Source organism: Streptomyces sp. enrichment culture (assembly GCF_964272895.1).
Taxonomy (GTDB): Bacteria; Actinomycetota; Actinomycetes; order Streptomycetales; family Streptomycetaceae; genus Streptomyces.
On sequence record NZ_OZ186832.1, the window covers coordinates 141,225 to 163,169 of the forward strand.

Annotated in this window: 11 protein-coding genes and 1 pseudogene; 2 read left to right on the top strand and 10 right to left on the bottom strand. The window is 71.7% G+C overall.

Going from position 1 to position 21,945, the window contains the following annotated elements:
• Positions 1-3: 3 nt before the first annotated feature.
• From pgm to ACSU6M_RS00610, 7 genes are all read right to left on the bottom strand, one after another.
• Complete coding sequence (pgm, locus tag ACSU6M_RS00580) at positions 4-1,644, bottom strand: phosphoglucomutase (alpha-D-glucose-1,6-bisphosphate-dependent) (protein ID WP_437066039.1); 1,641 nt, start codon at positions 1,642-1,644, stop codon at positions 4-6.
• Between the two features lie 130 nt (positions 1,645-1,774).
• The gene (locus tag ACSU6M_RS00585; RefSeq protein WP_437066040.1) at positions 1,775-2,344 is read right to left on the bottom strand and encodes a hypothetical protein; all 570 of its coding nucleotides are present in this window, start codon (positions 2,342-2,344) and stop codon (positions 1,775-1,777) included.
• A 177-nt stretch (positions 2,345-2,521) separates the two neighbouring features.
• The gene (locus ACSU6M_RS00590; protein ID WP_437074943.1) at positions 2,522-8,746 is read right to left on the bottom strand and encodes an RHS repeat-associated core domain-containing protein; all 6,225 of its coding nucleotides are present in this window, start codon (positions 8,744-8,746) and stop codon (positions 2,522-2,524) included.
• 492 nt (positions 8,747-9,238) lie between these two features.
• Entirely contained in the window at positions 9,239-10,642 is a 1,404-nt protein-coding gene (locus ACSU6M_RS00595) for a GH1 family beta-glucosidase (RefSeq protein WP_437066041.1), read from the bottom strand.
• A 106-nt stretch (positions 10,643-10,748) separates the two neighbouring features.
• Positions 10,749-11,651: a carbohydrate ABC transporter permease gene (locus ACSU6M_RS00600; RefSeq protein WP_437066043.1), complete on the bottom strand. Its 903-nt coding sequence runs from the start codon at positions 11,649-11,651 to the stop codon at positions 10,749-10,751.
• The gene (locus ACSU6M_RS00605; protein WP_437066044.1) at positions 11,648-12,610 is read right to left on the bottom strand and encodes a carbohydrate ABC transporter permease; all 963 of its coding nucleotides are present in this window, start codon (positions 12,608-12,610) and stop codon (positions 11,648-11,650) included. The genes ACSU6M_RS00600 and ACSU6M_RS00605 overlap by 4 nt, the downstream gene beginning before the upstream one ends.
• An 81-nt stretch (positions 12,611-12,691) precedes the next feature.
• Complete coding sequence (locus tag ACSU6M_RS00610; protein WP_437066045.1) at positions 12,692-13,990, bottom strand: ABC transporter substrate-binding protein; 1,299 nt, start codon at positions 13,988-13,990, stop codon at positions 12,692-12,694.
• Between the two features lie 351 nt (positions 13,991-14,341).
• On the opposite strand from ACSU6M_RS00610, the gene ACSU6M_RS00615 reads away from it, so the two are divergent.
• On the top strand, positions 14,342-17,116 hold the full coding sequence (locus ACSU6M_RS00615) for a glycosyl hydrolase (RefSeq protein WP_437066046.1): 2,775 nt from the start codon (positions 14,342-14,344) through the stop codon (positions 17,114-17,116).
• 194 nt (positions 17,117-17,310) lie between these two features.
• Here ACSU6M_RS00615 and ACSU6M_RS00620 read toward each other — a convergent pair whose 3' ends face one another.
• Positions 17,311-18,333 (bottom strand): LacI family DNA-binding transcriptional regulator, encoded by a 1,023-nt coding sequence (locus tag ACSU6M_RS00620; protein WP_437066048.1) that lies wholly within the window; start codon positions 18,331-18,333, stop codon positions 17,311-17,313.
• 363 nt (positions 18,334-18,696) lie between these two features.
• Between ACSU6M_RS00620 and ACSU6M_RS00625 the strand changes: the two genes are divergently transcribed.
• Positions 18,697-20,301, top strand: coding sequence for an ABC-F family ATP-binding cassette domain-containing protein (locus tag ACSU6M_RS00625; protein WP_437066050.1), 1,605 nt, complete (start codon positions 18,697-18,699; stop codon positions 20,299-20,301).
• A 77-nt stretch (positions 20,302-20,378) separates the two neighbouring features.
• On the opposite strand, the pseudogene ACSU6M_RS00630 reads toward ACSU6M_RS00625, so the two are convergent.
• Positions 20,379-20,990: pseudogene (locus tag ACSU6M_RS00630) on the bottom strand (alpha/beta fold hydrolase); the annotation flags it as partial.
• Positions 20,991-21,201: 211 nt separating this feature from the next.
• The gene (locus ACSU6M_RS00635; RefSeq protein WP_437066051.1) at positions 21,202-21,873 is read right to left on the bottom strand and encodes a hypothetical protein; all 672 of its coding nucleotides are present in this window, start codon (positions 21,871-21,873) and stop codon (positions 21,202-21,204) included.
• Between the last annotated feature and the right edge of the window lie 72 nt (positions 21,874-21,945).

The window sequence follows — 21,945 nt, forward strand, 5'->3', positions numbered from 1 at the left end:
GGGTCAGGCTCCCAGCGCCGCGAGGACGACGGACTTGGCCTCCTCCTGCACCCGGCGCAGGTGGTCCTCGCCCTGGAAGGACTCCGCGTAGATCTTGTAGACGTCCTCGGTGCCCGAAGGGCGGGCCGCGAACCAGGCGTTGGCGGTGGCGACCTTGATGCCGCCGAGGGACGCGCCGTTGCCGGGGGCCTCCGTGAGCACCGCGGTCACCGGTTCACCGGCGAGGGTGTCGGCGGTGACCTGGCTCGGGGAGAGCTTGGCGAGCAGCGCCTTCTCCTCTCGGGAGGCGGGGGCGTCGACGCGTGCGTAGGCGGGGGCGCCGAAACGCTCGGTCAGCCGGGCGTAGTGCTCGGAGGGCGTCTTTCCGGTGACGGCGGCGATCTCGGAGGCGAGCAGGGCGAGCGTGATGCCGTCCTTGTCGGTGGTCCACACCGACCCGTCGCGGCGCAGGAAGGAGGCGCCCGCCGACTCCTCGCCGCCGAAGCCGAGCGTCGCGTCGGACAGGCCGTCCACGAACCACTTGAATCCGACCGGAACCTCGACCAGCCGGCGGCCGACGTCCGCCGCCACCCGGTCGATCATGCTGGACGACACCAGGGTCTTGCCGATCCCGGCGCTGCCGGGCCACCGCTCCCGGTGCGCGAACAGGTAGGAGATCGCCACCGCCAGATAGTGGTTGGGGTTCATCAGGCCGGCGTCCGGGGTGACGATGCCGTGCCGGTCGGCGTCGGCGTCGTTGCCGGTGGCGATGTCGAACCGGTCGCGCTGCTCGATGAGGGAGGCCATGGCGTACGGCGAGGAGCAGTCCATGCGGATCTTGCCGTCCCAGTCCAGCGTCATGAACCGCCAGGTCGGATCGGTCAGCGGGTTGACGACCGTCAGGTCGAGCCGGTGCTCTTCGGCGATACGGCCCCAGTAGGCGACCGAGGCGCCGCCGAGCGGGTCGGCGCCGATGCGTACGCCGGCGGACCGGATCGCGTCCAGGTCCACCACGTTCGGCAGATCGGCCACATAGGCGCCCAGGTAGTCGTGGCGGCCGGTGCCGGGGGCGGCCAGGGCGCGGCTGTAGGGGACGCGCCGTACGTCCTTCAGGCCGCCGGTGATGATGGCGTTGGCGCGGTCCTGGATCCATGAGGTCGCCGCGGAGCCGGCGGGACCGCCGTGGGGCGGGTTGTACTTGAAGCCGCCGTCGGTGGGCGGGTTGTGCGAGGGGGTGACCACGACGCCGTCGGCGAGGCCGGACGTGCGGCCGCGGTTGTAGGTGAGGATGGCGTGCGACACGGCCGGGGTGGGCGTGTATCCGTCGCCCTGGTCGATCAGCACGGTCACGTCGTTGGCGGCGAAGACCTCCAGCGCCGTGATCCGCGCGGGCTCGGACAGGGCGTGGGTGTCGGCGCCGAGGAAGAGCGGGCCGTCGGTGCCCTGGGCGGCCCGGTACTCGCAGATGGCCTGGCTGGTGGCGGCGATGTGATCCTCGTTGAAGGCGGCCACCAGGGACGAGCCCCGGTGCCCGGACGTGCCGAACGCCACCCGCTGGCCCGGCTCCGCCGGGTCCGGGTGCAGTGCGTAGTACGCCGTGACGAGGCGGGCCACATCGACGAGATCTCCGGGCCCGGCGACCTGCCCAGCTCGCGCTTCCTGCATGTCCTCGCTCCTCCGTGAAGGTCGTCGACCGTTGGTCACGGCACCCATTCTCCCCCGCTCCACCCCGCCGCACGTCACCCCTGGCCCGTCAGGTCGGGGACCTCTCGGACGCGGGGTGGCCCCCGGGGCGTCAGTCGAAGCAGCCGGTCTTCGAGCCGTCCGTCTCGGAGCCGACCTCCAGCTCGAAGCCGGAGCCCGAGGCGAACTCCGGGCCGGCGGCGTAGTCGTGCTCGATCTTCAGCTGGCGGGGGGTGGTGAACTGCACGGTCAGCAGGAGGGCGTCGCCGTCGTCGCCTCGGGTGAAGCAGAGTCCTGCCGTGGTCTCGGGGGCGGACTGGTCCTCGGGAGCGGTCTGCAGGTGCCAGCCGTGGGCCTTGGCGGTGGTGCGGTAGAAGTCCACGACCTTCTGCCGGGGGCCGGGGAAGGCGTAGATGCGTTCGGCGTACAGCCAGGCGTCGCCGCTGTCGTCGATGCAGCCGGCGTCGACCGAGGCCAGGTCCTTGGGGACGGTGGCGCCGTCCGGGGCGGTACGGAGGATCGGCTGGGAGCGCAGTTCCTCGACGCGGGTCGCCGTGTCGTCGCAGGAGTTGAACGGGGAGAGCGTGGAGCAGCCGGTCAGGCCGGCGGCGAGCAGGGCGGTGGTCAGCAGGAGGGCGCCGGGCAGGGCGAGCGGCCGGGTGGGGTGCGTCCGGGGCGGCATGGGGGGCTCCCGAGGGTCGGGGGGTGGAGGTTCGGAAGTCCGGTGGGGAACGGCGAACCTGGGTGAGGAGAGAGCGTACGGGCGGTGCCGGGACCGGCCCCACGAGGGGACCGGTCCCGGCACCTGTTGCCGACACGGCCTGTCAGGGGACGGAAGCGTCCCACGGCAGGCCCGGGATCACCTGGCCAGGTATCCGTGGCTGTAGAGCCAGCTGCCGGCGTGGTACAGGTACTGGAAGAGATAGCCGCGGTTGGCGTAGTAGCGCATCCAGGACCGGTTGTAGCTGCTGGAGGCGAAGGTGCGCGCCACCCGGTTGTTGTACTGGTCCTTCCGGGAGTCGCGGCTCGTCTGCCCGTACTCGTGGGCGTCGCCGAGCCTCTTGGCCGCACGCCAGCCGAAGAAGTACGTCAGCGCGGCCTGCCAGATGAAGTGCCGCAGGGCGTTGTTGCGGGACTTGCTGCCGGGCAGCTTCCACAGCAGGATCCCCGACAGCGTCATCGCGAAGGCGCAGCCGCCGGCCCCGAGGCTCTTGCATGCCTTGGCCTCCTCGTACTTCTTGCGCCAGGACGAGGCGCGGCCGTCCAGGTCGAACTGGTTGACCGGGTCGGCGTTGGCGTAGTCGTACGCGTTGGCGCTGCCGCCCCGGACCGGGTCGAGGGACAGGAAGCGTCCGACGGCCGGGTCGTACAGACGGGCACCCATGAGCTTGAGGCCGGTGACGGTCTCCGAGGAGCGCCGCTGCGCGCCGAGCCAGCTGTAGCGGGTCTCCGCCTGCCCCGCCCGGGGGTTGCCGAACTCGTCGGCGTCCAGGACCACTGGGGCGACGGTGGTGTCGGCCGGCAGCTGCAGGGTGATGTCACCGTGCAGGTTGGCCAGTTGCAGGACCGTACCGCCCGTCTTGGCGGTGGTCGCCGCCAGGTTGCCGTCCGGGCCGACGACGTTGCGGGTGACCGCGCCGCTGCTCGTGTTCTCCACGATCCAGCGGGGGCTGTCCCCGTCGCCGTCGTAGTGGTTCAGGCGGGAGGCGGTCTGGGTCCAGGTGCCGGAGCTGCTGGACTCCGTGGTCCAGGAGCGGTGCCGCAGGGCGGAGTCCAGCGTCCAGGTCTGCCGCTCGGTGCCCGCCGTCTGCCGCTGCACCATGTCGTTGACGTGGTACGCCAGGGTGGTGCCCGGCCTGGCGGTGGTGCGGCCGAACGCGTCGTAGACGTATCCGGTGGCGATCAGCCGGTCGCCGGTGTCGTACGTGTACGACGTGGTGGTGGCGCCGGTCGTGGTGCAGTCGGCGTTCACCGCGGCGGTGGCCGTGGCCAGCGTCTTGCGGTTGGAGTTCTTGTCGAAGGTGTAGGCGCGGGTGGTGCAGACCGCGTCGGTGGCGGTGTCCTGCGCCCGGGCCAGCCGGCCGGCCTTGTCGTAGGTGTACGCCTGGGAGGCGGTGACGCCCGGGGTTCCGGCGTGGGTGGCCGTCTGGCCGTGCACCGTCTCGGTGACGCTGTCGGCGATCACCACGGAGTTGTCACTGTTGCGGGTGACCGTGCGGGCGGTGGTGGTGCCCGCGGGGTCGATGACGTCCTTCGTGGTGTAGCCGCCGGGCAGGCCCTGGGTGACCAGTTCGCCGTCCGCGTCGTAGCGGGCGGTGAACGTGCCGGCCACGGAGTCCGTCATCGACGTGAGCAGACCGCGCGGGTCGACGGCGGTGTCGTAGGTGTAGGTGGTGGTCGACGGCACGGTGTCGGTGACGGTGGTCGGCCGGTCGAGCGCGTCGTACTTGGTGGTGGTCGTGCCCCCGTCCGCGTCGGTGTACGTCAGCTGACGGCCGAGCTGGTCGTAGGTCCGGCTGATGGTGCCGCCGGTCGCCGAGGTGGTGCTGATCGGCAGGCCGGTGGCCTCGTCGAAGGTCGTGGTGCTCGCGGGGACGGCGGTGCCGACTCCGCCCGAGATGGTCAGGGTGGTGACCCGGCCCGCCGCGTCGTGGCCCGTCGTGGTGGTACGGGTGACCCCGTTGGCCGTCTCGATGATCTTGGTGGCCTGGCCGAACTGGCCGTACTCCAGGACCTTGGTCGGCAGTTGGGCGGGGTTGGTGCCGCCGCCGCTGATGTCGGCGGCCGGGGCGAGACGGCAGATCTGGTCGGCCCACTCCGGCCTGCCGCCGCAGGTGCCGGTGCCGTCCGCGGTGTAGTACGTGATCAGGGTGGTGCCGGCGTCCGAGCCGGTGGACGCGGGCTGCGACTCGCGGTTCACCCGGCCCTGGGCGTCGTAGCCCGTGGTCGTGGTGATCGCCAGGCCGCCCGGGTCGACGGTGGAGCTGGTCGGCTGGCCCTTGGCCCAGTCGTAGGTGGTCGTGGTGACCCGCGGGTCCGCCGTCAGGGTGGGCCAGGAGCGGGGCTGTGCGCCCACGGTGACCTTGGTGACCTGGTCACGGACGACGGCGGTGCCGTCGGTGGGACGTCCCGTGTCGAACTCCCGTGCCGTGTGCCGGCGTGCCATCAGCTGGGTGCCCGCGGTGGCCAGCGTGGTGGTGCCGCTGGTCAGGTTCGCCGCCAGGGTGACGCGGTGCAGCGGCCCGTAGGTGTCGGTCTCCCGCTCGCCGTTCGCGTCGAACACCGACACGGTCGACAGCAGCTGGGCGCGCTCGGCGGAGGCCAGGGAGCCGATGCCCAGGTCCGTCAGGCTCTCCTTGTGCGCCTCCGTGGCACCGAGGGCGAGCTCGCGGTTGGCCGCCGACAGGGTGCGGACCACGTTGCCGAAGCGGTCGTACTCGGTCACCGACAGGCGGTGGCCCGGTTCGGCCTTGTTCACGGCGCGGCCGCTGGCGTCCAGGTAGTGGATGCCGGCCCGGCCGTAGTCGCCCGCGGTGAGCGAGGCACCGTCGTTGGAGGCGGGTACCTGGTCGGGCGGGAAGATGGCCGTGGCGTCGGTCGGCGTGTCCGACTGACCCCACGAGGCCGTGGCCGCGGCGCTCAGGTTCTCGGGCGCCGCGGAGCCGGTCAGCGGCACTCCGTAGACGATGTTGGTGACCGCGGTGCCGTTGGTCTGGTCGGCGCTGCCCGGGGTGAGCGTCGCGCGGGAGACCTTGAGCAGCATGCCGGGGCCGGACGCGGGGCTGGAGCCCGCCTGGCCGTAGGTGAACGACCAGGGCAGCTGGCCCGGAGGCTTGAGCGAGGTGACCCGGCCGGCCGCGTCGTAGCCGTAGGCCGTCTTCAGCGCCGGGGAGATCCGCGGGTCCCAGGTCTCGCGGAGCCGGCCGTCGGCGTCGTAGGCGTAGCGCGCGACCGTGGTCGCGGTGGACGCCGTGCCGCCGGGGGCGGTCGCCCACAGCCTGATCGAGGACACCTGGTCCTTCACATCGCCGAACACCGTGGACGTGGCGGTGGTGGAGGTCGCGTAGACGAACTCCAGGACGCGGCAGCCCTTGACGGAGGAGTCGGCGGCGCAGGTGGAGTTGGACACCGCCGAGTTGCCGGCGACGATCTTCTTGGGCCGGGCGAGGTTGGTCTCGCCGAGCGTGACCGTCTCCGAGACCGTGGTGGTCGTGGAGTTGTCGACGCCCTCGATCCAGGTCGTGCTGGCGCGCCAGGTGGTACCGCCCGCCTCGACGGGGACGAAGGTGGTGGTGCCGCCCTCGGTGCTCTTCAGGACGAAGTTGCCGCCGAAGCCGCCGGTGAGGGTGTAGTCCTCGGAGCCAGGCTCCGCGATCCAGCCGGTGCCCGCCGCGTTGGCGGTGAAGTGGATCTGGCTGTCGTCGCCGGCGAGGCCGATGCTCAGCGAGGTCGCCGACGTCTTGCGCAGATACGAGAACGGCGTGGTGATCTGGTCGGCCGCCGCGCTGTACAGCCATTCCTTGCCGAAGATCGGGGCCTGCTCGTTGGCGGCTCCGGCCTGCGGGGAACGGGACGAGGCGCTGCGGGTGATGCTCATGCCGAAGAACGAGGCGTCGCCGCCGGGGAGGGTGTAGTCACCGGTCAGCAGGTTCACCGAGCCGGGGCCGACGCTCTCGCCGGCCGCGCCGTCGGCGCCCCGGTCCACCACGACGCCGACCGGGTCGGAGACGCCCGTCGCGCCGGCGGGGCCGGTGAACTGCGCGCGGAGCTGCACGACACCGTCGGGATCGACGGTCGAGGTGGCGTTCCAGGTGAGCTGCGGGGTCTTGCCGGCGGAGAGCGCGAGCGGCCAGGAGGCCACCGGGCTGCCGCCGGAGGTCACGTCACCGGTCGGGATGTCGACCCAGGCGTCGGCGTCACCGCGCCGCCACTGGAAGGTCACGGCGTCGAACTTCGGCGACTCGGCCTCCGCGGCCAGCGGCACGCGGGCCGCGGTGCGGGTTCCGTCGTCGGGCAGCGTGACACCGCCGGGGCCGACGTGGAAGGTGTACGAGATCGGGTCGGACTTGTTCTCCGCCTTGTCCGTGGCACGGACCTGGAGGACGTTGGTGCCGGCCTTCTCGGGCGCCAGGGTGATCTTCACCGGGGTGGTGCCGCTGGCCGGGACCTTCTCCCAGACCGCGCCGTCCAGCGACCACTCGATGCCGTTGTGGTCACCGGAGGGCGGGGTGACGGTGAAGTCGCCGCTCTGGCCGACGCCCTTGACCCAGGAGCCGCTCGGGTAGTCGGTGGAGGTCACCGCGGTGGGCGCGGAGGGGGCGCTGGTGTCCACGGTGAAGTACGCGTAGGCGGACCAGCCGGTGTTGTAGTGCAGGCCGTCGTACGGCGACGTACGGAACTTGTACGTCTTGCCGTTGGCCAGCAGTCCGGCGGGCACCTTCACCGCGGCCGGCTGCCCGGAGGCCACGTACGGCGAGACCAGGACGTTGCCGACCTGCGTGCCGGTGGCGTTGTCGAAGATCTGGAAGGTGCCGTTGACCTTGTCGTTGTTGGGGTCGACGAAGGTGTCCTGGAGGGTCGGCGTCGTGGTGTTGACGAACCACGTGCCGCCGGCGTCCTTGAAGAACGGCGGGCCGGCCTGCTGGTCGGTGCCGGTGCGGGGCCGGTAGTTGTAGTTCACGACCAGCTTCGGCGGGTTGGCCGCGGCGTTGCCGGAGTTGACGCGCTTCCACTGCCCGGTGACGGCCTCGTCGGAGGCGCGCAGGCCCATGTGCGACCGCGATGCCTTCGCCGACGCCCACTCCTGCACCAGGGTGGTGACGTTGGCGTTGATCCAGCCGTCCGGCTGGGTGGAGCAGGAGGCGTTGCCCCGGGTCTCCGAGGAGGTGGCCTTCTCCGCGATCCAGGTCGGCTGGGCCGTCCACCGCGAGGAGGTCGAGGCGGCCCCGGTGGACCACACCTCCCACGGCTGGTTCGGACACGACGTGCCGGTGTAGTTGCCGGAGTGGAAGTTCCACAGCGACAGCTTCGCGTCCGTCACCAGCGCGTCGGCGATCGGCGCGGTGTTCCACGAGATGAACGAACGCGCGGTGCGGAAGGTGCCGTCGGCGTTCTTGGTTCCGGGGTTGCCGAGGTCCAGCTCGGTGTCGGCGGACCAGTCGACCGTCTCGCCCTGCTGCACGTACGTGTCGAACACGTTGGACAGCGCGGACGTCGAAGGGTCGACCGTCACCGGGTACTTGGTCTTCGGGTCGGCGAGGAACTCGGCGTCCGGGGTGATGACCAGGTCGATCGTGCCGCCCTTGCGGACCACCTTCATGTCGACCCGGACCCGGCGGGTGTGTTCGCCGGAGACGGGATCGACGGTGGAGTCCCACATCACGGGTGCGGGCATCACCGCGGTCTTCTTGTTGTTCCGGCCGGTGAACAGCACGCTGCCGTCGGCCTGCTCCTTCGCCGTAAGGCCCTTGGCCTTCAGCGGGAGGGTGTAGGAGAAGCCGCCCTCGGCCGGCTTCTTCTTGAGCTCCACGTACTGCTCGAAGCCGGTACGCGTCGCCTCGACGATCACATCGGCGCCGGGCACGGCGTCGGTGTACTCGGCGCGGGTTCCGTCCAGCTTGGGCTGGGGCAGACCGCCCTTCCACTGGAGGGTGATGCCGGTGTCGCCGTCGCCGAGGGTGACCAGGTCGACGGCCTTGGCGCCCTGCGCCGCCGCCAGTGAGCGGGCGCGGGTGCCGGACTTGCCGGAGAGCCGCAGTCCGCGGGGGTGGGCCATGGGTTCGACCGCGCCCGAGCCGTCGGCGACCAGGTTCAGGTCGACGGGTCGCCAGTCGCCGCTGTCCTGGTCCTTGAAGCGGATCGGGCCCGCGGTGATCTCGGTGGTCAGCGAACCGTTCGCGTTGACCCAGGTGGTGGAGGTCTCGGTGCGCTCGGACAGCGCCTCGACCCGCTTGCCCGAGAGCCGTGCGGCGATCCGGGCCGACGGGATGTCCGCCGCCTGCGTCGCGTGCCGGCGGGGGGCGGACTGCCCCTGGTTCTCGGCTGCCAGCGCGGCGCCGGCGCCGTCCAGGAGCGTGATGGCCATGGTGAGGGCTATGCATCCGGCGACGTACCGGCTGGGCCCTCCGAACCATGCCTGTTCGCGCCATCTCGGCGCGAACGCGTGGTTTCTCATGAAGTTTCCGATTCTGTGACGTGAATCAACACGCCGCATGATCAACTCTGCGGCTCAGGCGCAACTTATCGGGCGTCAAAAGATCCTTAACGGGCGCTACTTGGCCAAGTCCGCGCTCAACCCGTGAAGTTCCTGTATGACATCCGTCACGTTGTGAAACCGGTGCGCACCCCGGACGTCGGAGTGACGGCCCCTCATGCCCTGGTGTCGCCGCAAAGGAACCGGAGCGTGCATACATGCGGCGATCCGGGGCACCAGAACGCCAGAATGCCCGGGCAGCCCTCCCCCCCGGCGCCCGGGCAGCCCACGGCCTCGCCACCCCCTCCCCCCGGGGTGGCGAGGCCGGCTCACACCCGCCGTGAGAGGGCGGTCACCGGTCCGCCTGCCGCCCTCCGTCCGACGTCACCGGGCGGGGACGGCGTTGTGCGCGATGGCGTCGGCGTACCAGCGGGCGCTGGACTTCAGGGTGCGGCGCTGGGAGGCGAAGTCGACGTGGACGATGCCGAAGCGCTTGCTGTAGCCGTAGGCCCACTCGAAGTTGTCCAGCAGGGACCACAGGAAGTAGCCCCGTACGTCGGCGCCGTCCTCGATGGCGCGGTGCACGGCCGCCAGATGGGCCTGCAGATAGTCCACCCGTTCGGGGTCCTTGACCTCGCCGGAGGGGTCGGCGTAGTCGTCGTAGGCGGCGCCGTTCTCGGTGACGAGCAGCGGGGTGCCCGGCAGCTCGTCGCGCAGCCGCAGAAGCAACTCGTGCAGCCCGTCGGGGTCCACCGGCCAGTCCATGGCCGTGCGCGGGCCGGGTACGGGCACGAAGCGGACATGCTGTTCGGCGCCCGCCCACGGCGAGGGCGACTCGGAGGTACCGGCGGCGACCATGGCGGGCGAGTAGTAGTTGATGCCGAGGGAGTCGATGGGGGCGGAGGCCGTCTCCAGGTCGCCGTCGGCGACGAAGGACCAGTCGGTGATCGCGGCCGTGTCCTGGATCAGGTCCTCGGGGAGGCGCCCGCGGAAGACCGGGTCGAGGAAGATCCGGTTGCCGACGGCGTCGATCCGGCGGGCGGCGTCCACGTCCTCGGGGGCGTCGGTGTGGGGGCGCAGCGCGTGGAGGTTGAGCGTCAGGGACACCTCCGCGGGGCCCGGGAGCGCGGCCCGCAGGGCTCGGGTGGCGAGTCCGTGGGCGAGGTTGAAGTGGTGGGCGGCGCGCAGTGAGGCGAGCGCGCTGGTGCGGCCGGGGGCGTGGACGCCGTTGCCGTAGCCGAGGAAGGCCGCGCACCAGGGTTCGTTGAGGGTCGTCCAGGTCGCGACGCGGTCGCCGAGCGCCTCGGCCATGAGGGCGGCGTAGTCGGCGAAGCGGTACGCCGTCTCCCGGTGCGGCCAGCCGCCCGCGTCCTCCAGTTCCTGTGGCAGGTCCCAGTGGTAGAGCGTGGCCACCGGGCGGATCCCGGCCTCGCGCAGTTCGTCGGTGAGCCGCCGGTAGAAGTCCAGGCCCCTTTGGACGACGGGTCCTCGGCCGGTCGGCTGGACGCGGGGCCAGGCGATGGAGAAGCGGTAGTCGGTGACGCCGAGGCGGCGCAGCAGGGCGACGTCCTCGCCGAGGCGGTGGTAGTGGTCGGCGGCGATGTCGCCGGTGTCGCCGTTGCGCACCTTGCCGGGTGTGCGGCTGAAGGTGTCCCAGATCGACGGGGTGCGGCCGTCCTCGGCGGCGGCACCCTCGATCTGGTAGGCCGCGGTGGCGGTGCCCCAGCGGAAGTCGCTGGGGAAGCGGAGCATCGCGGTGGTGTCGGGGCGTGCGTCGAGCGCGGTCATGAGCAGGAGGCTCCAGGAGGGGTGGGATGTCTGGGAGGTGATGGGGCCAGGGGGCCGGGCGGCCGAGCCGGCGGCCGGACGCCGGCCGGAACGACTGCCGCTCGGCTCAGCCCTTGACGGCGCCCTGCATGATGCCGCCGACGATCTGCCGGCCCAGCAGGCCGAAGACCAGAAGGACCGGCAGCGTGCCGAGCAGCGTGCCGGCCATGATCACGGACTGGTCGTGGACGTAGCCGCCGCCGAGCTGGCGCAGGGCGACCTGGACGGTCGGTTCGGAGGAGGACAGGGCGACGATGGGCCAGAAGAAGTCGTTCCAGGCGGCCATGAAGGTGAGCAGGCCGAGGACGGCCATGCCGGGCCGGGCGACAGGCACGACGATCGACCAGAAGATCCGGGCGGTGGACGCGCCGTCGACGCGGGCCGCCTCGATCAGTTCGTCCGGGAGCGACTGGACCAGGTACTGGCGCATGAAGAAGACACCGAAGGCCGAGACCAGACCGGGCAGGATCACCGCCTGGAGCTGATTGACCCACTGCAGCTCGGCGATCAGCATGAACAGCGGGATCACCCCCAGCTGCGGCGGGATCATCATGGTGCCCACAGTGACGGCCAGCAGGGCGCCCCGCCCCCGGAACCGGAGCTTGGCGAAGGCGAATCCGGCGAGGGTGCAGCACAGCACGGTGCCCAGGGTGATCGAGCCCGAGACGATCAGGGAGTTGAGCAGCGCCTTGCCGATGTCGGCCTCTTCCAGCACCGCCTCGAAGTTGTGCATCAGGTTCGGGCCGGGCAGCAGCGAGGGCGGCACCCGCGCCATGTCGGCGTTGGAGCGGCTGGCGGCCACGATCGTCCAGTAGAACGGGAACGCGGAGATCAGCACGGCGACGATCAGGATGGCGTAGGCGAGCTTTCCGCCCTGCATGGTGCGGCCCGCGCGGGAGCGGCGGCGCGGACGCTCAGCCAGGGGCGGGTGCTCGGGGGGCGCGGCCGGCGGGCTGGCCAGTGCGGTCATCGGACGGCCTCCTTGCGGGAGCGGCGGCGCGCGATCAGGGCGTTGAGCCCGACGAGCACCACGATGAGCAGGAACATCACCCAGGCCACGGCGGCGGCACGGCCGAGGTGGAAGAAGCCCCAGCCCTGTTCGTACATGTAGAGGCCGAGCGTCTGGTACTGGTGCGAGATGCCCCCGGAGATCGAGCCCTCGAACAGCAGCGGTTCACCGAACAGCTGGGTGGCGCCGATGGTGGAGACGACGACGGTGAAGACGATGGTGGGCCGCAGTCCGGGCAGGGTGACATGGAAGAACTGCCGCCATCGGGAGGCCCCGTCCATCTCGGCGGCCTCGTACAGTTCGGCGGGGATGGACTGCATGCCGGCCAGGTAGATCAGCGCGTTGTAGCCGGTCCAGCGCCAGATGACGATCGTGGAGACGGCGACCTGGGAGGCGACGGTGCCGGTCTGCCAGTCGATGGGGCCGATGCCGACGAGTCCGAGGACGTAGTTGACCAGGCCGTAGTCGTGGCCGAACAGCTGGGCGAAGACCAGCGTGGCCGCGGCGACGGACGTCGCGTAGGGCAGCAGCATCGCCGTACGCAGGAAAGTGCGGCCGCGCAGTTTGTAGTTGAGCAGATGGGCGAGGCCGAGTGCCATGACCAGCTGGGGCACGGTGGAGAGCACGCCGATGGTGAAGGTGTTGCGCAGCGAGAGCCAGAAGTAGTCGTCCGACAGCAGCGCGGTGTAGTTGCCCAGGCCGCGCCACTGCATGTCGCCGGGTGTCTGGAGTTCCACGCGGTACAGCGACACGAAGGCCGTGTAGAGGAGCGGGAAGAGGCCGAAGGCGGCGAACAGGGTGAAGAAGGGGGCGATGTAGGCGTACGGCGAGAACTTCTGCCAGGCCCGGCGGGCGGCGTGGGGCCGGGGCGGCGCCGCCTGCTTCGGCGAGGCCGGTGGGGCGGAGGCGGTGAGGGTCACGGTGCGGCCCTTCGAATGGTCGGAGCAGGTGGGAAGGGGTGCGGCGGGCCGGGCGGCGCCGGCCCGCCGGCTGGGTCCCGGTCAGCCGATGATGTTCTCGACGCCCTTCTTGGCGTTCTCCCACGCCTTGTCCGGGGCCAGGCCCTTGCGCTCGACCTCGCTCAGGGCGTTGGTGATCTGCTGGGACACGTTCTGGTCGTGGATGCCGAGGACCTGGACGGGCGCGGCCTTGGCGGCGTCACCGAAGATCTGGCCGATCGGCGCGTTCGAGAAGTACGGGTCCTTCGCGTCGGCGATCTTCTCGATGGCGCCTGTGGCGGACGGGAAGCTGCCCTGCTTCTGGAAGAGCTTGGCCTGCTGCTCGGGCGCGGTCAGCCAGGCGATCAGCTTGTACGCCTCTTCCTTGTTCTTGGCGGCCTTGGGCACGGCGAGGTAGGAGCCGCCCCAGTTGCCCGCGCCGCCGGGCAGCGCGGCGACGTCCCACTTGCCCTTGCCGGCCTCGCCGGCCTGGCCCTTGATGTAGCCGAGCATCCAGGCGGGGCAGGGCAGGGTCGCGAAGGACCCGGCGGCGAATGCCTGGTTCCACTGCGGCGACCACTGGTCCAGCTCGGCGCTGAGACCGCTCTGTGCGGCCTCGACGGAGGTGTTCCACGCCTCCTTCAGGGCCGGGTTGGTCTCCCAGATCAGCTTCCCGGAGGCGTCGTAGTAGCGCTCCTCCTCCTGGCCGATCATGACGGAGTAGAGGCTGCCGACGCTGTCCAGCCAGGCGCTCTTGCCGGGGGCCTTCTTCATGTACTGCTTGCCGAGCTGGAGGTATCCCTCCCAGGTGGACCACTTCTGGGCCAGTTCGGCCCGGTCGGTGGGCAGGCCGGCCTTGGCGAGGAGGTCGGTGCGGTAGCACATGGCCTCGGGGCCGACGTCGGTGCCGAGGCCGAGGACCTCGCCGTTGGCGCCGGTGGCGGCCGCCCACTTGGCCTCGGCGAACTCGCCCTTGAGCTTGTCCGCGCCGTACTTGCGCAGGTCCTCGAACTTGTCGGCCTGCTGCTGGGCGACGGAGGCGATCCGGCCCACTTCGACGGCCTGGACGTCCGCGAGGCCGCCGCCGCCCGCGAGGCGGGTCTGGAGGGACTTCCAGTAGTCGGCCTCGTCCTCGGTGTCGGTCTGCTTGATGGTCACGCCGGGGTTGAGCTTCTCGTACTCGGCGTAGAGCCCGGCCTCCTTGTAGCCGAAGGAGCCGAAGAGGTCGACGGTGACGGTGACCTTTCCGTCGGCGTTGGAGGCGCCGTCCGACGAACCTCCGCAGGCGGCGAGGAGCGCTCCGGCGAGGGCGACCGCCCCCAGGCGGACGGTGGCCTTCTTGGCGGCTCGGGCAATGGGCATGGGGAAGCCTCCTTGGCTCCGGGTGGAACGAGCGCCGAAACCTTGAGAGCGCTCTCAAAATGTGAGGGGAGCGTGCCCGCACCACACCCGTCCCGTCAAGACTTGAAGGGGTAAAGAAGCGGGGACGGGCCGAAATTGACGTATTGCCCCCTAGGACGCTCGGTCTTGCGCGATGTATTGACAGTCGATTTCAGGAGTCTTACGTTTCGGCCACCTGAGAGCGCTCTCAGGCTGGGCTCCCCCACCCTCCCCACACCTGGCGACGCCGCAGGTGAAGGGCGATCCCGTGCCCTCGGCCGCACGCGGCCGCCGCCGATGAGCCCGTCCGTCCCGACGACATGAGGTGTTCCCATGCCAGCTCCCCGACCACGGCCGACCGCCGCAGTGGTCCTGGCCGCCGCACTGGCGGCCGTCGGCCTAGGCCCGGCAGCGACACCGGCGGCAGCCGCCACCGTCCCGGTAGGAGCCGGGAGTTACTCCGACACCCGGCCGGCGGGCACGACGGGCCCCACGACCAACACCGGCGCGCCCGTCACCCCCAAGGTCACGCAGGCCGCCCAGGGCAAGCCCGTGCCCACCAACGACTGGTGGTCCTCGCTCGCCTTCCAGCGTTACGGCGACAACCCGTACTCCACGCCCATGTACGGCCACCCCCTCACGTACCAGGCCGTCTCCGGCGGACTGGAGGTCGGCTACCCGACCAGCCCGGCCGTCGTGGGCGAGGGCCGCCAGTACGAGTACGCGCACAAGCGCGACCTCACCCTCGGCCTGAGCGGCCTGAACTCGCCCGACACCAAGGCCGACGCCTGGTCCGACTGGACGGTCACCCCCTACTGGTCCGACGGCACCCGCACCCTGCGGACCACCATCGGTCACGGCCTGCCCTTCGTGTACGCCCAGGGGACCGGCGGCAACGCCCAGATCACCACGGCGGCGACGCCGACCGTCTTCTCCGACCAGGGCAACGTCGTCGGCATCACGGTCGGCGGACACCACTACGCCCTCTTCGCGCCGACCGGCAGCGACTGGACCTTCTCCGGCACCACGATCAGCGCCGCCCTCGGCGGCAAGGACTACTTCTCCCTCGCCGTGCTGCCCTCCACCGACGCGCTCGCGACGTTCCGCAGGTACGCGTTCAGCTTCGTCACCGGCTCGCAGGTCGACTGGAGCACCTCCGGCGGCACGGTCAGCGCCACGTACAGGCTCACCACCGAGGCCAAGGAGGGCACCGAGCGCGGCACCCTCCAGGCCCTCTACCGGCACCAGTGGCTGCACACCACCGACGCCCTGACGGCGTACACCTACGTCTCCCCCCGCGGCACCATGAAGGTCCGCGAGGGCACCTCCTTCACCACCCGGCAGAAGGCCGCCCCGGTCCTGCCCGCGCTGCCCAGGACCAGCGCGGTCGACACCGCGCGGCTGCGGACCTATCTGTCGGAGGTCGCGAACTCCTCCGACCCGTTCTCCGGGGCGACGGACACCTACTGGACCGGCAAGGCGCTGGGCAAGCTGGCCCAACTGGTGCCGCTCGCCGACCAGATCGGTGAGACCGCGGTCCGCGACAAGCTCATCGGCCTGCTCAAGGGCCGCCTCCAGGAGTGGTTCACCGCGGGCGGGGCGAGCGAGTTCTCCTACGACACCCGGTGGAAGACCCTCATCGGCTACCCCGCGTCCTACGGCAGCGACACCGAGCTCAACGACCACCACTTCCACTACGGCTACTACGTCTACGCGGCCGCGATCGTCGCCCAGTACGACGCCTCCTGGGCCGCGGACTCGGCCTGGGGCGGCATGGTCAAGGCCCTGATCCGGGACACCGCCAACCCGAGCCGCACCGACAGCGCCTTCCCGTTCCTGCGCGGCTTCGACGTCTACGCCGGGCACAGCTGGGCCTCCGGCCACCAGGGCTTCGCCGCCGGCAACAACCAGGAGTCCTCCTCCGAGTCCACCAACCTCAGCGCGGCGCTGGTGCTGTGGGGCTCGGCCACCGGCAACACCACCCTGCGCGACCTCGGCAGCTACCTGCTCGCCACCGAGGGCGAGGCGATCGCCCAGTACTGGTTCGACGCCGACCAGCAGGTCTTCCCCGGCACGTACACGCATGACACGGTCGGCATGGTCTGGGGCAGCGGCGCGGCCTACTCCACCTGGTGGACCGCCAACCCGGAGGAGATCCACGGCATCAACGTCCTGCCGGTGACCGCCGGCGGCTCGCTGCACCTGGCCGGGCGCAAGGACGCGATCCGGCGCAACCTCGCGGAGATGGAGCGCGAGAACGGCGGCCCCGCCGTCGAATGGCGCGACATCCTCTGGGAGTTCCAGTCACTGGCCGACCCGGCCGGCGCGAAGTCGAAGTGGGACGCCGGCCACGCCGGGTACACCCCGGAACAGGGCGAGTCCAAGGCCCACACGTACCACTGGATCACCACCCTCGACGCGCTCGGCGCCCCCGACCCCTCGGTGACCGGCGACCTGCCCACGTCGGCGGTGTTCACCAAGAACGGCATCCGCACCTACGCCGCCCACAACCACGGATCCACGGCCCGTACGGTCACCTTCTCCGACGGCAGGACGCTCAGCGTGCCCGCGCGTTCCACCGCGACCGGCACGGGCTCCGACGGAGGCGGGTCCACCCCCCAGCCGTCCACCGGCAACACCTTCCAGCTCCGCTCCGGCGGCACCCTCACCACGGCCACCGGCGGCACCGCCGTCAACGACACCATCCCGTCGGCCGAGGGCCGCAACTACGACGGCACCCCGAACAAGCCGCTCGTCTACGAGGTCAAGGGCGTCAACGGCACCCTCAAGGCGGGCGCGTCGACCACCTTCCGCCTCCCGGTGGACGCCGGCACCGCCGTCGGCCTCGGCCAGCAGGCCCGCGTCAGCTACGACCTCACCGGGGACGGCACCTTCGACCGGATCGAGACGTACCACTACTTCGCCACCGACCCGGTCGCGGGCTGGGAGGAGTACAACCAGACCCGCGGCCTGAAGGCCGCCACCGGCAGCCTCGGCAACCTGAGCGGAGGAACGGTACGACTGGAGGTCTGGAGCGCGATCGGCAACGCGAACGCGCTGCTGCGCACCGGCACCGACACGTCCGTGCTGGTCATTCCCTACGAGTGACGCGCGCGGCGCCCCGCAGGTGACGGCGGCGGGCGTGGGCTGCGGCCCGCGCCCGCCGTCCGTCGTCCGCGCGCCGGGGCAGCGGTCTGCCCGGCAGGCGCGTCAGTGGGGGCGTGCCGGGGCGTTCGGCGATCGCTTACGGTCAGTCACTCGCCCCGGCCGACGCAACGGCTCCTCCTCCCCGGATCCGGCGGTCAGGCCGACGCCCGGCGCACCAGCATCGTCGGGGTGATCACCGAAGCGGGCACCTCCTCGTTCGGCGAATCCAGCAGCCGCATCAGCAGCTTCACCATGATGCGGCCCATGCCCTCGATGTCCTGGCGCACCGTGGTCAGTGGCGGCTCCGCGACCTGGACCACGGAGGCCATGTCGTCGAAGCCGACCACCGCGACGTCCTGCGGCACCCGCACTCCGCGCTCGCGCAGCGTGCGCAGCGCGCCCAGGGCCATCGTGTCGTTGGCGGCGAAGACCGCGTCGATGCCGGGGCACCGGTCTAGCAGCTCCCCCATCGCGCGGGCCCCGCTCTCCTCGGTGAAGTCGCCCGCGCACAGCAGCAGCGGATCGGCGTCGACCAGGACATCCCGATAGCCGTGGATCCGGTCCGTCGCCGAGGTCTGGTCACGCGGTCCCGTGATGTGCGCGATGTGCGTGCGGCCCAGGGAGACCAGATGACGCACCGCGTCGCGGGCACCTCCGCGGTTGTCGCAGTCCACGAACGGAATGCCCAGATCCTCACTCCCCGCCGGGCGTCCCCCGAGCACGGCCGGCACCCCGGTCCGGGCGATCAGGGCCGGCAGCCGGTCGTCGTGGAGGGAGAACGCGAGCGCACCGTCGACATGCCCGCCCCCCAGATAGCGCGCGATCCGCTCATGGTCGCCGGAACCCTCCGCCCACAGCAGCACCAGCTGCATGTCGCGCGAGGTCAGCTCCCGGCTGATCCCTCGCACCTGCTGCTCGAAGAACGGGTCGGCGAACACCCGGAACTCGGGCTCCGCGATGATCACCGCCACCGCACCGTTGCGCCGGGTGACCAGAGTGCGGGCCGCGTGATTGGGCACGTAGTCCAGTTCCTCGACCGCCCGGCGCACCTTGTCGACCAGGGCGGGACGCACCCCCGCGCCTCCGTTGACGACCCGGGAGGCCGTCGCGCGGGATACGCCGGCGCGTGCCGCGACCGCTTCCAGCGTGGGACGAGGAGACACGGTCTGGTCCGGCACTGCTGGCGCTCCTCCTGTGTGCGTCTGCGAGGTATCCGGCATGCTCTGCCGCGCATCTGTGCACACCACAATAGACCGAGGCAAGGGCACCTTGAGAGCGCTCCCAGGATTCGGCCGACGGCAGTCCGCCCCGGTTGCCCGTGCCCCGTCATGTCGCCGGGCGCCCCGTCATCGCGTCGAGCGGTGGCGCGTCGTCGTTGTCCGACGAGGCGACCGGCCGCCGACCGGGCACCCGGGAAATGCGGATGCGCCGGTCGAGGCGCGCCGGTTACGGTGGGGGCATGTCTACGCCCCGAATTTCCTAGCTGAGGACCCGCTTCCACGCCAGAAGTGTGTCCTTTCGCTTTTTCGGAGCGTCATCCCATGATCACCGTTCGTGGTGTCGAGCTGCGCGCGGGCGCCCGCCTGCTGCTCAGCGACATCTCCTTCACCGTCTCCCCCGGCGACCGGATCGGCCTGGTCGGCCGCAACGGCGCGGGCAAGACCACGCTCATGACCGCCCTCGCGGGCGAGGCCACGCCTGCCGCCGGGACGGTCACCCGCACCGGACCGGTCGGCTTCCTCGCGCAGGACTCCCGTGCGGCCGACCCCGCCGTCACCGTCACCGACCGCATCCTGTCGGCCCGCGGCCTGGACCGGGCGCTGCGCCAACTGCGGGCCGCGGAGGCCGGGATGGCCGACGCCGCGGGTCCCGCCGCGCTGGAGCGGGCGATGCGCGCCTACGCCCGCGCGGAGGCGGCCTTCCAGGCCGGCGGCGGATACGCGGCCGAGGCGGAGGCGGCGGGGGTCGCCGCCGGCCTGGGCCTGCCCGACCGGGTCATGCACCAGCCCGTCGGCGCCTTGTCCGGCGGCCAGCGGCGCCGCGTGGAACTGGCCCGCATCCTCTTCGCGGGCCACGACGGCACGCTGCTGCTGGACGAGCCGACCAACCACCTGGACGCCGATTCCGTGGCCTGGCTGCGCACGTTCCTGGGTGGCCACCGGGGCGGGCTGGTGGTCATCAGCCACGACACCGGCCTGCTCGCCGACGTCGTCAACCGGGTCTTCCACCTGGACGCCACCCGCGCCACCATCGATGTCCACAACACCGGCTGGGCCACGTACCTCGCCCACCGGGAGAGCGACGAGCGGCGCCGGGCCCGCGAGCGGGCGAACGTCGAGCGCAAGGCCGCCGCCCTGCACGCGCAGGCCGACAGGATGAAGGCGCGCTCCGCCACCGCGGTCATGGCCAAGAGCATGGCCCGCCGGGCCGACCGGATGCTCGCCGACCTGGAACCGGCCCGCCGGACGGAAAAGGTCGCCAGGATCCGGCTGCCCGAGCCGGCACCGTGCGGCCGGATCCCGCTGGGCGCGGTCAGCCTGGCCAAGTCCTACGGCGACCACCAGGTCCTCACCGGTGTGGACCTCGCCGTGGACCGGGGCAGCCGCCTGGTCGTCCTGGGCCTCAACGGTGCCGGCAAGACCACGCTGCTGCGCATCCTGGCCGGACAGGAGAGGCCGGACGCCGGCCGGGTGGTGCACGGGCACGGGCTGCGGCTGGGCTACTTCGCCCAGGAGCACGACACCCTCGACACCACCCGCACCGTCCGGGAGAACCTTTCCGCCGCCGCGCCGCACCTCACCGACGGTGAAGTCCGGCGCGTCCTGGGCGCGTTCCTCTTCACCGGGGACGACGCGGACAAACCGGCCGGGGTCCTCTCCGGCGGCGAGAAGACCCGCCTCGCGCTGGCCGGGCTGGTCCACTCCGGCGCCAACGTCCTGCTGCTCGACGAGCCGACCAACCACCTCGACCCGGCCTCCCGCCACGAAGTCCTGGCCGCGGTCGGCTCCTACCCCGGCGCGATCGTGATGGTCACCCACGACGAGGGCGCCATCGACGCCCTCCGCCCGGACCGCGTCCTGCTGCTGCCCGACGCGGACGAGGACCTGTGGAGCGAGGACTACCGGGACCTGGTCTCCCTCGCCTGACCACCCGGCCCACCGGAGGTGGCGCGGCCCGCCCACGGCGCTGCGCCACCGCCAAACCACCCCGTGACCCGCCTGGTTCAGGTCGGAATGGTGGCGAGCCAGTCGATCAGCGGGCCGTTGACCTCGTCGGGGCGTTCCTGCTGCACGTTCCTGCTGCACCCAGTGGCCGCAGCCGTCCAGGAGGTGGGAGGCGAACAGGGCGGGCAGAGTGGTGGAGGAGGCGTCGATGGCGTCGGCCATCCAGGTCGTGGAGGCGTCCAGGGCGCCGCCGATGAACAGGGCGGGCTGGGTGATCGGGGCTCCGCGGTGGGGAGCGAGGTCCGCCCAGTCGCGGTCCAGGCTGCGGTAGCGGTTGAGGGCGCCGGTCAGCCGGTGGGCTCGAACTCCCCGGCGTAGAAGTCGAGATCGTCCTCGGTCGGCCAGGCCGGGAGCGGGCCGGCGGGGAAACGGTCGCGCAGCCGGCCGCCCGGTGCGACGAAGTGCGGGTCGGGCTCGCCGGGGGCGGGCATGGTGTCGGCGGACAGCGCGGCGTAGAAGCCGGCGAGCCAGCCGCGTACGTCGGGCTCGATCTCGGCCTCGGCGCGGCCGGGTTCCTGGACGTAGGAGACGTAGAACTCCTGCTCGGGGCCGCCGATCAGGCCGAAGACATCGCTGGGCCGGGGGCCGCCGGGCGGCGCGTAGGGGTTGCTCTACAGCAGCCGGGAGGCGCCCACCCGGCGTGGATCGGTCGCGGTCACAGGTCGCATGCCCCATCCCCGTCAGACGCCTCCACGTCGTCCCCCAGAGCGGCGCGCCCCGCCGGGCGCGCGGGACGCGGGCCGGTCGGGTGTTCGGGGAACGGTCGTGTCCGTACCGCACAAGCGGACTCGCGTCCGGCACCGAGGGGCAGGCGTGGGGGCCTCAGTTTCGGCGGCACATGTCCTGGGCGTCGGCGCCGGTGGGCAGCCGGGCGGCTATCAGGGCGAGTCCGCGGCGCAGCCGGCGGAAGTAGGTGGCCCGGCTCAGGTGCAGCCGCCGGGCGACCTGATGGTGCGTTGGGGCCCGGCCGAAATAGTACGCCTGAAGGATCGCCCCGGCCTCCGCGTCCGCGGGCGACTCGGCGGCGGCGAGCTCGGCGACCCTTTCTCGCAGACAAGCCCGCAGTGCCACGGCCGTTCCCGTCTCGGGCAGGGTCAGCAGCGGGCTCTGGGCGAGTGCCGTGAGATCGGCGACTCGGGCCAGCGCCCCGGCGACCAGGACCGTGGCGTCCTGCGCCGCCGCCACCGGGCGTGTCGGCGCGGCGCCGGCGGGCGTCAGCGCGGCCATCCATCCCGGCAGCCCGGCGGCGCCGAAGTCGTGGCTGTAGACCTCGGGCCGACGCCCGCAGCGGTACACGTCGTCGCGGATCTCGCCGTGCGGGCGGAAACTCAGGGTGCGCAGCAGCGCCTGGTAGTCCGGGCTGGCGGTGGACACCACCAGATGACCGGTCCGTACGGCCTGCCGCAGGATGTCCCGCAGGATGTGCGCGTGCACCACGGGGTCCGTGCCGTAGGCGGCGCCGAGGAACAGTCCGCCGTGCGCCGGGTCGGGCATGTGCTGCTGGAGCAGCGGCTCTCCTCGTCTGCTCCAACTCCCCCATCCCCGCCGGATGGGTCATCACCTCCT